13 protein-coding genes and 1 pseudogene are annotated in these 14,133 nt (G+C 56.7%); 8 read left to right on the forward strand and 6 right to left on the reverse strand.

The features are described 5' to 3' along the window. Positions 1 to 27 precede the first annotated feature (27 nt). Positions 28 to 192 carry a hypothetical protein gene (locus HK44_RS11380; protein ID WP_019692636.1) on the reverse strand — a complete coding sequence of 55 codons (165 nt, stop codon included), beginning with the start codon at positions 190 to 192 and terminating at the stop codon, positions 28 to 30. A gap of 149 nt (positions 193 to 341) precedes the next feature. On the opposite strand from HK44_RS11380, the gene HK44_RS11385 reads away from it, so the two are divergent. The 3 genes from HK44_RS11385 to HK44_RS11395 all read left to right on the forward strand — a co-directional run bounded on the left by HK44_RS11385 (position 342) and on the right by HK44_RS11395 (position 2,030). Continuing rightward, on the forward strand, positions 342 to 899 hold the full coding sequence (locus HK44_RS11385) for a hypothetical protein (RefSeq protein ID WP_019692635.1): 558 nt from the start codon (positions 342 to 344) through the stop codon (positions 897 to 899). 98 nt (positions 900 to 997) lie between these two features. Next, complete coding sequence (locus HK44_RS11390) at positions 998 to 1,564, forward strand: hypothetical protein (protein ID WP_019692634.1); 567 nt, start codon at positions 998 to 1,000, stop codon at positions 1,562 to 1,564. Between the two features lie 229 nt (positions 1,565 to 1,793). Continuing rightward, a complete protein-coding gene (locus HK44_RS11395; protein WP_019692633.1) occupies positions 1,794 to 2,030 on the forward strand; it encodes a hypothetical protein in 237 nt (78 codons plus the stop codon). A 49-nt stretch (positions 2,031 to 2,079) separates the two neighbouring features. Here the strand turns inward: HK44_RS11395 and HK44_RS11400 are convergent, their stop codons facing one another. Together HK44_RS11400 and HK44_RS11405 are read right to left on the reverse strand one after the other, a co-directional pair. Beyond that, positions 2,080 to 2,853: a reverse transcriptase domain-containing protein gene (locus HK44_RS11400; protein ID WP_242031552.1), complete on the reverse strand. Its 774-nt coding sequence runs from the start codon at positions 2,851 to 2,853 to the stop codon at positions 2,080 to 2,082. Positions 2,854 to 3,317: 464 nt separating this feature from the next. Continuing rightward, entirely contained in the window at positions 3,318 to 3,638 is a 321-nt protein-coding gene (locus HK44_RS11405; RefSeq protein ID WP_019692631.1) for a hypothetical protein, read from the reverse strand. A 745-nt stretch (positions 3,639 to 4,383) separates the two neighbouring features. Here HK44_RS11405 and HK44_RS11410 point away from each other — a divergent pair. From HK44_RS11410 to HK44_RS11430, 5 genes and pseudogenes are all read left to right on the forward strand, one after another. Next, positions 4,384 to 5,691: a hypothetical protein gene (locus HK44_RS11410; RefSeq protein ID WP_019692629.1), complete on the forward strand. Its 1,308-nt coding sequence runs from the start codon at positions 4,384 to 4,386 to the stop codon at positions 5,689 to 5,691. Continuing rightward, positions 5,679 to 6,155: pseudogene (locus HK44_RS11415) on the forward strand (IS66 family transposase); the annotation flags it as partial. The gene HK44_RS11410 and the pseudogene HK44_RS11415, both read left to right, overlap by 13 nt. Positions 6,156 to 6,887: 732 nt before the next feature. Next, entirely contained in the window at positions 6,888 to 9,209 is a 2,322-nt protein-coding gene (locus tag HK44_RS11420) for a toll/interleukin-1 receptor domain-containing protein (protein ID WP_024264862.1), read from the forward strand. A gap of 95 nt (positions 9,210 to 9,304) precedes the next feature. Continuing rightward, the gene (locus tag HK44_RS11425; protein WP_141651697.1) at positions 9,305 to 9,676 is read left to right on the forward strand and encodes a hypothetical protein; all 372 of its coding nucleotides are present in this window, start codon (positions 9,305 to 9,307) and stop codon (positions 9,674 to 9,676) included. Between the two features lie 248 nt (positions 9,677 to 9,924). Next, entirely contained in the window at positions 9,925 to 12,411 is a 2,487-nt protein-coding gene (locus HK44_RS11430) for a RyR domain-containing protein (RefSeq protein ID WP_080690608.1), read from the forward strand. A 362-nt stretch (positions 12,412 to 12,773) separates the two neighbouring features. Here the strand turns inward: HK44_RS11430 and HK44_RS11435 are convergent, their stop codons facing one another. The 3 genes from HK44_RS11435 to HK44_RS11445 form a co-directional block, all read right to left on the reverse strand. Continuing rightward, complete coding sequence (locus HK44_RS11435) at positions 12,774 to 13,697, reverse strand: hypothetical protein (RefSeq protein ID WP_019692626.1); 924 nt, start codon at positions 13,695 to 13,697, stop codon at positions 12,774 to 12,776. Positions 13,698 to 13,700: 3 nt separating this feature from the next. Then, complete coding sequence (locus HK44_RS11440; RefSeq protein WP_019692625.1) at positions 13,701 to 13,865, reverse strand: hypothetical protein; 165 nt, start codon at positions 13,863 to 13,865, stop codon at positions 13,701 to 13,703. 71 nt (positions 13,866 to 13,936) lie between these two features. Further along, positions 13,937 to 14,133, reverse strand: a 197-nt coding sequence (locus HK44_RS11445) for a WYL domain-containing protein (RefSeq protein WP_019692624.1), incomplete at its 5' end; no start/stop codon positions are given.

A 14,133-nucleotide genomic window follows, 5' to 3' on the forward strand; every position in this document is an offset into this window, starting at 1 on the left:
GGCGCAGCTTTGCATCGAGAAGTACTCTCAGCGAACTTGTGTCGGTGCGTTGATGCATTTGTAGCCAGGGTACTGGGCTTCGGCGGTGATCTTGGCCATGTTTGAGGTCACGGCTTGCACCGTGATGCTGAAGTTGGCCTGGGGGCCTGCGGTGGCGACAACGCGCTGCATAAAAGCTGAATAGATTTTCATCCGATGAGGCTCCTTGTTTGTTGATCTCCTAGCCTAAGCCGTTTGACGACAACCTGTGTCGCGGTTGATTTTTTTCGACTCACCGCTGATTTGCCCTTCTAAGCCCGCTTTATCTAAACACGACTCACGTTAATCCGGAGCCCAAACCAATGCAGGACATATTTCTGTTGGAGCCTCAAACGAAGGTAGACCGTAAGAAGTCCTACATTCGATCTTACCCGCATATTCTCGCGCAATTACAGACAGAGTCGGCATTAACCGAGCGGGATTTTGTCTGCGGTGCGCACATCGTGTACGGCTGGATGCCGACCATCTTGGATCTGTACCCAACGGCTGAACGGACATTGCAGCAAGGAGCCAACTTGCTCAACAAAGCACGTGTCAATGGCGTTTTGAATCAATGTGAATTGGCCGAGCTGGCGGCGCTAGTCAACAATTCGGTGGTAGGGGCGTCCAAGCTGCTGCACTTTGTTAATCCCGAAGCTTTCGCTATTTGGGATTCGAAGATCTATCGCTTTATTCATGGTCATGCGGCTCATCAGTACAGAGTGAACAACACGGGGGCTTACTTGAAATATCTGGGCCAGTTGAGTGAGCTTCGAAAAGACGAACGGTTTCCGGGCCTTCACTCTTCGATTAACGAAAAAATGGGTTACCCAGTGTCACCGCTCCGCGCTATCGAAGTGGTGATGTTTCTAAATGCTTGAGTGATGTGAGTGGGCGTGAAATTGACCGAGAGGTAGGCATTCCGGCCTCTCGTAGTGCGTTGTCCTCTGTGGAACAGGTTAGAGCGCGGTCTCGCAAAATGGCATTTATGGGCGCGAATCGTTACGCCGCGTTCGCTCAGCCCTGGACTGATCACCTGGAGAAATCGTTGAATTTTCAACAAGCTTATGCCGCCCTAGAAAGCCTGATTCATAGCCTCCCTAGCCTCTTTTCCGATGTCACGGTCAATTTCGCATTCGGCGAAAATAGACCGGCCATAGGGGACTGGTTAGATCCACTAAACTTAGGCCTTCTCGCGACCGGTGATGGCATTGGTTCCAAGAGCGGGGTGTACTTCTTTGGCTCGCCGGAGGGCGAGATTATCTATATCGGCAAGGCGACCAAAAACAATCTGCATCACCGAGTATGGGACCATGTGAAAACCCCGCAGGTCGAGCTTGATGGCAGACGAACTTTTCCGAAGCATGGGTTCAGTGAGCGCTCTTATACACCTGAGCAAACGGCTTGTATCCTCGGAGGTGATGCCTTTCTGGGGGTGGTGACCGTGTCTGATCCCGAGCTGGTATCAATGGTTGAGGTGTACCTACATACCGTGCATGTCAAAACACATGGCTGCCTGCCCTGCCTCAACAAACAGATTGGATAGGCGCCGAATGAGTTCGCTTGAGGCGGCCCCCGGCAGTTCACGCGGCAGCGCGTAATTTGCCGTTATGGTCAATCGCTGCCCTCTTTCGTCGGGCTGCTGGCGTCAGTCCGCCTTGGGACTGGTGACCAAGACCCCGGTCGTTGGACGACCGGCAGGCGCCCAACTGGTTGAGGCCTGGTTCGACCGCTAGCCTGAGTACTCAGGGCACGGGCGGTTGGGACCAGAAGAAATGAAAAAAGCGGTGGAGCAGGACACCCTGGTGGCGCTGATCGAGTCCGGTACGGCGCGGGAGTTTCGGGCCAGCCGTGGGCCGGGTGGTGAGGGCTGGAGCCTGAGTACCCGGCTGGGCCGGTTTTGGTTGCCGGTGCGCTCGCGGCGCGAGCCGATCAGAACATGGGCGAGCCTGACCGCGCTGGGGCGGTTTTGCGAGACGGTGGGTATCCGCAATTTGGTGGTGGAATTCTAGCCACGGCTAAGTTGGCTGGGTGCCTTTAGCATCGTCCTTCAACAGGCTGTCATTCACCCTGGGCGGCAGAAATGCGTTCGCGGAGTCTGTTCCAGTGCGGCTTGAGCTGCTTCTTGATCGAGGGGGAATCCATGATCCTGGCGGCCCGGTAGCCATAGGAGATGAAGTTTCTCCGGCCCAGGTAAGAGTACCGCTTATACAACTTCTTCAGGAACATCGAGCGGGGCAACTGCCTTCTGGCAATCCGCTTGGCATTGACCTTATCCATGCATTTTCCCGCTAGCCCGATGCCCCTGTTTACACGATCTTGGTAGCGAGACAATGAGGATGAGCGCAGGTAAATGTTGGCTCCATCAAAGATAAAGCCCAGGTATTGCAGCGGTCGGTCGGACCTCAAGCCCTTGGCCGACCGCGTGAACTTGCAGGTCTCTGTTTTGGCGGTCTGGATCTCCAGACCAATTTCATTGACGCGTAGATCGACTAAGGCCTTGGCCTCTGTTTCCTTCTCCAGCGGCACAATCAGCAGCACATCATCGCAGTACCGGTAGTAGGCACCACCGCAGGATTCGACATACGCGTGGATCTGCTCATCGAAGCCCATCATGTACACGTTGGACAGCATGGCGCTGATGGGGGAGCCTTGGGGGATACCTTTTTTGTCTTTGTTGGTTTCGATCAGGTCGCCATCACGCACCTTGGCCCGGAACTCGTGGGGCTCACAAATTCGCTTGCGGCCATGCTTGGGGTTGCTCTTTGAGAGCCCCAGCGTCTCGTAGACTTGATCCCTGTAGACGAACGAAAACTTGGTCAGGGATCGATACACTGCGTAGTGATCGACGGGCAAATGGCTGGTTGTTGTCGCCAGCGCCCAATTGATCCAGCTGCCGAAATTTCACTGACCCAAGCCGATTCATCGAGAAGCATTACCAGTACTGTTTTTTTGCCGATTGGTGCTGGGTCAGCGATGCCCCGGTAACTGGCGCAGTTTCGCATCAGCGGCAACACCTCGAGGAATGGCATCCCCACACTGGCAGTGACGGTGCTCCCAATTGAGTATGTTTTATATGGTTTGCTCTCCAGTATCGTAGAGGCGCAGCCGCTTAAAATGCTTGTGGCGAGAATACAAATAATTATTTGAGAGTGGAGTTCATGATACTTTCCTTGTTGTGTAACGCAGGTATCACCATATATGGCTAAGGCCTGTGTGGCCTCTGCAAAGCCTTTCCCGTGAAACCTTGCGAGTCGAAGGCAGACGAGCTGTCCAGTTCGATGGTGATTTCCAGTTGTTTACTTTGCGTTTTCTAAATTCTTTAAACAGTCGCTTAGAAAGATATTGTGGATGGCGGCTGGGGTCTGGTTGTCCGCTTGGTATACCGTCACTGCTGATTTTAGTAGGGCTCGTTCGGTTTTTGCGTCCTTGTCTTCCGGCCCCGGCCCTGCCATGCCCTTCTTAATGGTTTTTTGAATTACCTCAATCGGCATGCCAGCGTCGCGGGCCTTCGCGAAATTAAGAAGCAAATCCGCAGTCGTGTAGCACTGTTCTCGCTCCGACGTGGCGTGAGCTGTAGTGGTGACGACTAGAAGCCCCGCAATCAGGAAGTTCTTCATGTTGGCCTGCCTATACGCTGATGATTACCTGCTCCTTACCGTCCAAACCGTTCTGGCGCGGGGGCACGACATGAACGGAAGCCTAGGCTACTTGAGTCAATTCGCCAGCAGTCCAAGCGAAGTTAGCAAAATGCCAACATTCTGCCCAATGACCGCTATTGGCCGATTCTGTTGAAAAAGTCGGTCATGGTTTCCACGGCAGAAAAGTACGCGCTTGAGATTGAAATTTTTACTTTGAGCAGAGTATTCCGGGCTCAGATTTCGCGTAGCTGCGCGCAAAAAAGGCGTTTTCAGCAGTCAGCACGCGGGCAGTCTGGAAGGACCGACTTTTTCAACAGAATCGGCCGATTGAAAGTCATTGGCTAACCAGTTCCGCTTTGCACATCACCGCAACCCCGTACAGGAAAACTGACCAACCGCGCGCGGGCACTTTATGAGGCATCTCCATACCTTTAGCACTGTAGCCATATGGGCTACGTTCTTATGGAGACCCAACATGCACAAACAACCATCCCTCACGAGCCAACACATGGTGAAGCCCAGCTCCAGCCAACCTTCAAATAACGGCCCCAAGGGCAGCTCGCGTCCGGCATGCCCCACCCCATTCCCCGGTGGCAACTGGCCCAGTAAGGTGCCTGGTGTCAAATCCGGTGGCAATCGCGGCCAAGGGCCGAAGGCGTAGTCATTAATCAGGACGGTTAACGCAGGGATGCACATATGCCATTAGGACGAATGGAGTTACTCAATGATACCGAAGACTGCTACTGATACAGATATTGACCCACTCCCGCCTTATCCGCGCCTAGGCGAATGCTACCGCCTCCTGGCTAAGGCGCTTGATACCAAAGCCAGCAACCGCCAGGTAGACCGGTTGGCCAGGGAAGGGGACTTTGACTGGCAATTACTGGCGCAACTGCGTGAGGAGCTGATAGAGACGCCACTGTTCGCCAAGAGCAACGAAAACTTCACTAACTTCGTGATGGATTCCGAGAAGACCTTTCACCGAGGTTACGTGACGCTGATTAAAACCGTTCAGCTGGACGCTCTCACCCGCAAGCAAAGCCTCCCAGCCCTCATCAGCCTTCTGTTTGCACCATTCGCGGCGTCCTTCTTGCTGCAAATGCAGAAGGCCGTTCCTAGCCCGCCCATCGCGGCGCTGTTGAACGATCAGCAACACCCTGTGGCGGCTACCTTCACATGGCTGGAACAGGAGCTTGGTGTTGAAACCAATCAGCTAGGACACCTGCTGTACCCAAACTCCCTTGATGAGAACAAGAACGGGCGTGAACTGATGCAGCGTTGGCGCCATGGCCAGCAGTTGCCAACCCTTCAGCGCATCGGCCTGCTGCAAAGGACACTTCTGGGAGTGTTCCCCATGCGAGATCGACTGGTCACGGCCTTCACGGAGTGGCTTATCATCGCCAGGGTCTTGGTGGTATTCGACGAAGCAGCCTCCGCTCACCTAAAGCTGCGTGACTGTATCCTGCGCGAGGTACTGGGCAATGTGCCACCTGACGATATCGGGGGAAAACTCGCAGCGCTGAATGTTCAAGCCTCTGCGCACAAAAGCAAACTGGTAGAAAGCGGGCTTCTGCTCGACTACCAGTTGAAACGTACAACCTCCAAAGCCTTAGGTGACCAGGCCCGGACGCGTTACGGCCTAGATCAGTTCCGCCACCAGATGTTGCTTCAAGAACCAGAGCCTGTCAGTGCCTACTTTCTAGAATTCCTAGAAGGTCGCTGGCACGTGCTCGCTGGCCAGTTGGAAACAGCGCTTTTCCATTACGAACGAGCCGCCGACTTGGCACTGTATCGCTCTGGAGAGACGCAAAAGAACATTCTCAGGGAGGCACTATTATTGGCGGCCTATTTGGGAAAGCTACCGCTGTATAAACGTTTGAAGCATCGAGCACTGGTTATGGGCTTCAGCTTTCTACCAGCCTGGAACAAAGTCGTTGCCACCGCCCAGGAACTGAAGATGATTCGCGACAACTTCGAAGATAGATTCCCAGAAAGAGGCCGCTTTCTAGAATCGCGGATGGCTGCGCACTGAAACGCATCGGTGAAGACGTCAGCGAGAAGCTGGACTACACGCCAGGCGTGTTTACTGTTGAACGCCATGTTCGTGGCAAGTGGGTATGCGATGACTGCGAAACGCTGATCCAGGCACCCGTTCCGGCGCAGATCATCGACAAGGGCATCCCGACTGCCGGGCTACTTGCCCACGTCATGATCGCGAAGTTTGCTGACCATCTGCCTCTTTACCGTCAGGAATCGATTTTCGGTCGTGCCGGCTTGGCGATTCCACGTTCAACTTTGGCTCAATGGGTTGGCGTGACGGGCGTGCAGTTACAGCCTCTGGTCGATGCGTTGCGCGATGTAGTGCTCGGACAGCAGGTCATTCATGCCGATGAAACACCGGTGCAGATGCTCGTTCCTGGCTCGAAGAAAACCCACCGTTCTTATGTGTGGGCCTACGCCACCAGCCAATTCTGCGAAACAGCGGCCGTCGTTTATGTGAGTTCGCGCCGCTTTTGGCCCCTTTTCGCGCTGTCTTTGGCACCAATCCTGTCTGATATTTCTCTTCCTTTATCAGCTTTTTCGCATGGCATGGGACGCGAGTCAATGCGACAAGGCCTGGGTCCTTCTGCGGAGCAGGTCAGCCGAAAGCCCGGTACCTGCTTCGCAGAAGAGAGCCAGTGAGGGGTGGGTGTGGGTTCCACAGGCGGGCAGATGGGGCCATCGGGCGATTGGACTGGGCACTCGGTAACTGAATGTGCGCACTGCCTCAGGTAAAGCCTGTCGGGGATATTAGCAAGCGAGAACTGGTTGGCTCCGCTTGCCTTCAGCCCAATCCTTCGGACGGCCCTATAAGGCTCTGGAATGAGTTGTAAGTGAGCATGCCCCGTTGATGAACTCAGGTCGAGAGTCTTATTTTGGACCAGATATCTCTAGTTTGGCGTCATCCAGCTAGCCAATGTGAGCGCCGTCTGAGTTTGACGATCAATTCGGCCATCTCGCGCATCGCAGGCCCACCTCAAAATGGAATTTCCCTGAGTGCACATCAGGCGCGGAGCCTATTTCTGCTCAGCAAAGTTTTACGACCAGTAGGCATGCGTTTTTTGTCTGAACGCTCAGCGCACCACTATTCTCAACTGAACGCTGAACGAACTCGCAGGTACGGACATTACCCTTGGCGCGTATTGATACGTGCACGAGGAAAAACGTATTTTATTGAAGGTAACGTAAATGAACGCGGAGGTTCCAAGATATGCGGCCTTTATCAGCTATCGCCACATGCCGCGCGACCGGCGCTGGGCAATTCGCATTTTGCGCGAGCTGGAGTCCTACCGCACGCCCAAGGCACTTCTGCGCGAGGCCTACCCGGGCCGTTTAGGGCAGTTGTTTCGTGACGAAGACGAAATTCCCGCCTCTTCCGATCTTTCCGATCAAATCAGAACAGCGTTGGCGCAAAGCGATTACTTGATCGTCGTCTGCTCGCCGGATACGCCCGGCTCTCAGTGGGTACGCCGCGAGATTGAGTTGTTCCAGGAAATGGGCAAGGGGGATCGCATCATCCCCTTACTCATTGCGGGCGAACCGCAAGAAGCCTTCCCGCCAGAGTTGCGGCGTCGACGGATCGCGGTGAAACAGACAGACGGGACCGAGAGCATGGCCTGGGAGGAGGTCGAGCCGATTGCGGCTGACGTTCGTCCACGCAAGGATGAACGCGCGAGCCAAACCGAACGTCGTGCGGTGTTGCGCCTGGCCGCTGCACTGCTCGGCTGCCGCTATGACGATCTGGCGCAGCGCGAGGCCGAACGCCGGCGCGCGAGGCTACGTAACCAGTTGTCTGGCGCTGCCGCCCTGTTGCTTGTCACAGGGTTGGGCGGGGCTTGGTGGTGGGATGCAAACCTGCGAATAAAGACCCAATACTGTGCCAATTACGGCCAACGCTGGGAGGTGCCGTTTTGCGTGGGGCGTTTAGACGCCACTCAACAGGCCGGGCGGGGCATTAGTTATCGCTTTCGTATTCAGGGCGACCACGTGCTGGAACTGACACAGGTCAATGGCTCCGGCACCTTGGTGGATAGGCAGGATGCAAACAGCCAATATGCTCTGGATGAGCCCTGGACTAAAGGCGTGGCGCAGTGGACGTTCAGATATATGACCAAGGCGTCCGGAGCGGAGCCGGTGCTCTCCTCGGTCGTGCTTACGGATAAAACGGGTAAGCCAGTGCGCCAATTCAATTATCAATACGCTGAGGATCATCGGGAAGCGATCGTCCAGTTCGCCCATGGTTTTGGTGTTGCCGAGCGCCAGCTGGCATCTGGAAGCCAACTGGGTGCGGTTGTGTCCGCCCCCAGCCTTGAGAGGCACCGATCGAGCATCGGCCAGCACCATCTTGTCTTCGACAGGCAAGGGCGCCTTCAGCGCCGGGAATTCGAACCCGTGGGCGGCGGTGCGACCGCTCCCGACGCCTTGGGTGCTTATGGGCGCAGCTATGATTATGGCAAGGTCGGCCTTATCACTCAGATTCGCAATCTAGATGCGCAGGGAAAAGAGTTGATCGATAAGTCCGGTGTCGCTGGCGAGGGCTTCAGCTACGACGCTTCGGGTAATTTGCTCAGCGTGGAATGGGTCGATAGCAGTGGTAAGCCCCATATCAATGAAAATTTGTTCTCTCGCGTGGCATGGCGGGTCGACGAGCAGGGAAATGAGTTGGAGGAAGCGTATTTCGGTCCTGATGGCCATCCGGCGCTCAGCAAGGACGGGGTCGCCCGAAGGACCGCGCGCTACGACGAGCGGGGGAATCAGATCGAACAGGCGTATTTCGGCCTCGATGGCCAGCTGGCGCTCAGCAAGGTCACCGGTTCCGCCCGAATTACCGCGCGCTACGACGAGCGGGGGAATCAGGTCGAGGGCGCGTTCTTCGGCCTCGATGGCCACCCGGCGCTCACCAAGGACGGTTTCGCCCGAGGGACTGCGCACTACGACGAGCGGGGGAACCTGGTCGAGACCACATATTTCGGCCTCGATGGCCAGCCGGCGCTCAGCAAGGATGGTGTCGCCCGAATTACCGCGCGCTACGACGAGCGGGGGAATCAGGTCGAGGCCGCGTATTTCGGCCTCGATGGCCAGCCGGCGCTCAGCAAGGACACCGGGGTCGCCCGATGGACTGCGCACTACGACGAGCGGGGGAATCAGGTCGAGGGCGCGTTCTTCGGCCTCGATGGCCACCCGGCGCTCAGCAAGGACTTAGGGGTCGCCCGAATGGTCGCGCGCTACGACGAGCGGGGGAATCAGGTCGAGGCCGCGTATTTCGGCCTCGATGGTCAGCCGGCGCTCAGCAAGGACGCAGGGGTGCCCGATGGACTGCGCACTACGACGAACGGGGGAACCTGGTCGAGGCCACATATTTCGGCCTCGATGGCCAGCTGGCGCTCAGCAAGGATGGTGTCGCCCGATGGACTTCGCACTACGACGAGCGGGGGAATCCGGTCGAGCAAGCGTATTTCGGCCTCGATGGTCAACCGGCGCTCAGCAAGGACGCAGGGGTCGCCCGAGTGACTGCGCGCTACGACGAGCGGGGGAATCTGGTCGAGGCCGCATATTTCGGCCTCGATGGCCAGCCGGCGCTCAGCAAGAGCTTAGGGATCGTCCGAATGACCGCACGCTACGATGAGCGGGGGAATCCGGTCGAGCAAGCGTATTTCGGCCTCGATGGCCAGCCGACGCTCAGCAAGGACGCAGGGGTCGCCCGTTGGACTGCGCGCTACGACGAGCGGGGGAATCAGGTCGAGGGCGCGTATTTCGGTATCGATGGCCAGCCGGCGCTCAGCAAGGATGGTGTCGCCCGATGGACTGCGCACTACGACGAGCGGGGGAATCCGGTCGAGCAAGCGTATTTCGGCCTCGATGGTCAACCGGCGCTCAGCAAGGACGCAGGGGTCGCCCGAATGACCACGCGCTACGACGAGCGGGGGAATCGGGTCGAGCAATCGTATTTCGGCCTCGATGGCCAGCCGGTTCGTTAGTCTCAATTTCAGGAGCAGCCAGTAGATCGTTTTGCTACGACGAACGGTGGAGCTTAGCGGAGAAGGGCTATGACCCCAGCAGTTTTGGGAGATGAAACGAGGTAAACCACCTCATCGCCGTACGGATTTTTGGTCCACCGAGAACCTTACAGTTGTTGCCATTGCAAACGAGCTTATAACAGGGATGCACAATGCCGAAAGCCCTACTCCAGGGGCCGCACAAATAGGCCCTTACGCGAGGTTGTTCTATGTTATCGCTCGCCGAAGAAAACCATAAGTCCTCTTCAAAAATGTCGGGACGCCTCACGATGTTCTTGATCGGTCTGGGGGTTGCGACGCTGATTTTCGGCGCTTGGAGTTTCTTCGGCATTGGGCCACACATTGAGCCAGGCATCGGGTCACAATGCGCAGAGTCGGTTTCGAGCCGCCTCTACCGATTGGGCGCCCTGTTCGAATTCTCGGAAGTCAATCTAAGGGTCAGTGAATGCTACCCCTACTGGCAGGTCGAGTTTGCCCGCTTCACCGGACCTGCCGCAACGATTGCGCTGTTGATTCGGGTGTTAATGGAAATATTGAGGGAGCCCTTCGAGCGCTTTCGGCTGTGGCGGTTCTCCGGTCACACGGTGATCATTGGCTTCGGCGAGAAAGGGCAGGTACGTGCGCTGGAAGCGGCGTCCAGTGGCGCCCAGGTGGTCGCGCTGGAGATCGCTCCAGGCGAAACCTCCCACGCCGTTGCAGCGCGACATGGCATCGTGCTCGTCATCGGTGACGCGCGCCAGCCTGGTGCACTTTCCCGGGTTCGTTTGCACTGCGCCGCGCGTTTCGTTGTTGCCACTGGGGATGATTCGCGAAACTTGTCGATCGCGCAGGTCATCGCCGAGCGGGTCGGCCGGGAGCCCGACACAAATCGCGAGATCGAAGTGTCGCTGGGCGATCCTCTGGTCCGGCGCGCCCTCGACGCGGGCACTACGGACGGTCCGATAGACGCCTTCTCGATCGAGGATATCGCCGCCCATAGGCTGTGCGAGTCAGCACGATTCTTTGAAGTGGCCGACCTGCTGGGTCAGCACCGGATGCATATCGTCACGCTCGGTTTCGATCGCCTCGGCGCCAGCGTCGTCGCGCAAATTCTGCGCAGCGGGCAAATGGCCGATCTTGGTGTAACCCGGATCACCATACTGAGCGCCAACACGGAGGCCGACCGCGAACTGCTGTTGCTATCGTATCCCGGGATCGAGGCGGTGGCAGAAATCGCCTTTGTTGCGGCGGGTCCGCGGGTCATTGCCATCGACGAGCCGTTGATGGCCGAAGTCGAGGTAGCTGCTCCGATCACGGCGATTATCGTACTGGGTGACCGCAGCTCCGACACGCTCCCTGTGGCGTTGGCGGTGCGCGAAGCTTCCCGCCGCACAGGAAGATGGATGGCCCCGATCTTTTTCGGCATCGAGCACGCTGCATCCCTGACGGGCTTTCCCCGTCTGATCGAAGAGGAGATACGTTTTTCAAGGGTGCTGCATCCGTTCGAGATTTCCGCCCATCTCTGCACGCGGGAATATGCCGAGGAACGTGACCGGGTCGCCGAGAAAATCCACGAGGCCTACCGGCAGGCTTTCATGCAAATGCAGGCGGAAGGTCAAAAGCCGTCGAAGGGCGGTCAGGCACTTGTTCCCTGGCGTGAGTTGACACGCACTTACCGTCAGGCCAATCGTCGACCCGCCGACCACATCGTGGCGAAACTGTTGAGCGCCGGTTGCGTCACCCCGCCTGGCCCACCCGTGGCGCTTGCGGGTTTCGACCTGCTTGCGCAAGACGGCACGCTTGAGCGATTGGCCATACTGGAGCATTTCGTCTGGGCCGCTGACCGGCAGCTCGATGGTTGGCGGCCCGGAAAGATTCGTGATAATTCGCGATGGGTTCATGATTGCCTGATCCCCTATGCCGAGTTGCGGGAGGGAACCAAAGAGCTGGACAGGGCGCAAATCCGGGAATTGAACGCGGCGCGCGTGCCACGTATTACGGCTGAGGCGGCAATCGGCAAGCGGCTGGTTCGGTTCGACCTCTGGGTTGGATTGATCGGGGCGCGCTCGCTCAGTCGCGCGGAGGCGCAATGGGCCAGAGACGCGCTCTTGCAAGCCATTGTGCCGCGCCTGCTCGACGCCCACCCCGAACATAACATCACGCTGTTGTCGGCGTTGGCGCCCGGCGCCGATCTCATCGCAACCAAAGCGATGCTGGAAGGATTGCTGAGCCATAACGTTCAACATCGGCTGCTCGTGACCGAGGCCGTGCCGATCAAAGCGGTTGTCGAGCAGTTCGAGAGCCTATGGTGCAACGGCGCGGTGGGCGATTTGGATCTTTCGACCCAGGACCTGACCTGGCCCCAGGTGCGCGGTGCGCTCGCCGACGACATTGCCAAGGTGGCGTGCGAGCGAATTGTGGAGCTAGACCCCGTTGCGCTTGGTGCAGAACAGGAGGTGTGCGAGGCCGGGTATCGGCGGCAGAACGCCTATATCGTGCAACGTGCCCATGTCGTTATCGCCATCGTCAAGCCGCCCCAATCGGGCAAGCCGGGCGGGACCGGGGAGGCAATCACATGGCGCCGGGACCGCTTGACGATGGTAGAAACAATGCCGCTTTACTTGCGCCGGCCGAACCGCGCGGCGCCCGGATTCCCTGGGCTCATCATCATTGATGTAGGGGAACGTAAGATAACCGACGAGTTTTCTGGCGCCTGAGATAGACCAGCATTGGGGCTGTCGGGGCGCGGGCGCAGTCTCCCGTGGCAGTCAGCTCGGACCGCCTAAGTCACCGCTAAGGCGGTCGATTTGTTTGCTCATCGGCTACTTCGGTCATTGAATGCCAGAATGGATATACGTACGACGCACCCAAGCGTGGAAATCATGACGAGGTCCAGACTCATGGGACTAGAAATGGAATGCATAGATGCCTTTGCGTTTGACGTATTTCTCAGCTATTCGAGAAAGGATATAGTGTTTGTACTTTTACTCGAAAAAACATTAAGAAGTTATCGACTACCCACAAGACATTAGCCGCGCGAGCCGGACGGTATGACTCTTTTCCCACATGCATCTTTTAACTAGTGATCCTTGGGTTTCAGGTCGCTGATCTGCGTAAGCGTATGGGCAGTACGAGAGGGAATAGTGAGTGTCACTGAGTTCGCACTCGGCCATTCAGGGCTGAACCATAGCAACGAAAGACCAAAGCGCTGGCGAGTGCCTGTAGGCCATACCGTAAGGAGTATTTTGCGCTCCATTGGTGAACCCTCAGTCACAGCATCGTCCACTTTGACTAAGTCCCCCATCGTGAACGACTGTGGTGCTGCGATGATCAGTACCGTCAGACCTGTTTTTTGGTGCGCCAACCCCTGCACTAGTAACCGCATAGCCACAGTGGGGTCGGTGCATTGGATCACTTTTCCCCGCCAAATACCGTACCCCGAGGCCAACCGTGCATATGCTGCCCAGCTGAGACTTAAGGCGCCGCGACTGCCGATTACGGAATACAGAGAGCCCCAGAAAGCACAGGCGTCGTCTTCCGTGCACCAGAGGAAATTTCTAAAACGCGGATAAAAAACTGGTTGTAAGGATTGCCGATGATGGAGGTTGACGATGCAACTCGTCAGGTCGGAAAAAGACTGCCAGTGCAGGGTAGAGAGTTCGCTGCAATCCAAGACATGAATTTCATCAAAGTCTGAGGCAGTGATTGCTTCGTCTGCCGTAAGGCTCTGAAAGTTAAGGTTGCCCGCATAGGTTTCGCCGCGAGGCATGTATGGGTTACAGAATGCTAGCACTCGGCGGATCCATTCGTGCGCAACATTCTCGTCGTTGGCGACAACTGCGATGTTAAACGCCTCTAGTCTTTGGCAATAAAAGCCAGGGTTTTGATCTTCGACTGCCTGCCTGGCACTCTCATGGTCTTCGCCACAGCAGTGAACATCGTGCAAAAAATCTTTGGGCGTCAATCCGGACGAGCGACGTAAAGTCGCATTGAAATATTTCATGCTTCAGCGCGCCTGTACCGGACTGTTGAGACATTTATAACCGGGGTATTGGGCTTCAGCCGTCACCTTGGCCATGGCCGAGGTGATGGCTTGCACAGTGATGGTGAAGTTGGCCGCTGGACCTGCGTTAGGCGTGACGCGTTGCATGAAGGCTTTGTAGGTTTTCATCGTCAAGACTCCTTGGATTTGGTAGGAGAAGAGTCTTTACGCAACGTGCGACACGCTATGTCGTATTCTAATTATTTCAAATAAAGCGCCGCCATTTTTTGTGCGGTGGCTGCCATTTTCTCGCGCAGGGTGGACGGTTCGACTACTTCAAGATTGTCACCTTGGCTGAGAAGCCAAAGCTCTAGGCCTTGGCTTAGGTGGGTGCTGCCCACCATCGTACGGCAGCCATTTTCATCGAGTAGTTGTTGATCTTCTGTGAGTGGGTTTT

The organism is Pseudomonas fluorescens HK44, assembly GCF_000217955.3.
Lineage (GTDB): Bacteria > Pseudomonadota > Gammaproteobacteria > Pseudomonadales > Pseudomonadaceae > Aquipseudomonas > Aquipseudomonas fluorescens_AQ.

Coding starts and splice junctions, on each gene's coding strand:
- HK44_RS11425 (WP_141651697.1), top strand. CDS start 9,305: ATGACCGCACGCTACGATGAGCGGGGGAATCCGGTCGAGCAAGCGTAT.
- HK44_RS11405 (WP_019692631.1), bottom strand. CDS start 3,638: ATGAAGAACTTCCTGATTGCGGGGCTTCTAGTCGTCACCACTACAGCT.
- HK44_RS11380 (WP_019692636.1), bottom strand. CDS start 192: ATGAAAATCTATTCAGCTTTTATGCAGCGCGTTGTCGCCACCGCAGGC.
- HK44_RS11430 (WP_080690608.1), top strand. CDS start 9,925: ATGTTATCGCTCGCCGAAGAAAACCATAAGTCCTCTTCAAAAATGTCG.
- HK44_RS11385 (WP_019692635.1), top strand. CDS start 342: ATGCAGGACATATTTCTGTTGGAGCCTCAAACGAAGGTAGACCGTAAG.
- HK44_RS11440 (WP_019692625.1), bottom strand. CDS start 13,865: ATGAAAACCTACAAAGCCTTCATGCAACGCGTCACGCCTAACGCAGGT.
- HK44_RS11410 (WP_019692629.1), top strand. CDS start 4,384: ATGATACCGAAGACTGCTACTGATACAGATATTGACCCACTCCCGCCT.
- HK44_RS11435 (WP_019692626.1), bottom strand. CDS start 13,697: ATGAAATATTTCAATGCGACTTTACGTCGCTCGTCCGGATTGACGCCC.
- HK44_RS11395 (WP_019692633.1), top strand. CDS start 1,794: ATGAAAAAAGCGGTGGAGCAGGACACCCTGGTGGCGCTGATCGAGTCC.
- HK44_RS11390 (WP_019692634.1), top strand. CDS start 998: ATGGCATTTATGGGCGCGAATCGTTACGCCGCGTTCGCTCAGCCCTGG.
- HK44_RS11420 (WP_024264862.1), top strand. CDS start 6,888: ATGAACGCGGAGGTTCCAAGATATGCGGCCTTTATCAGCTATCGCCAC.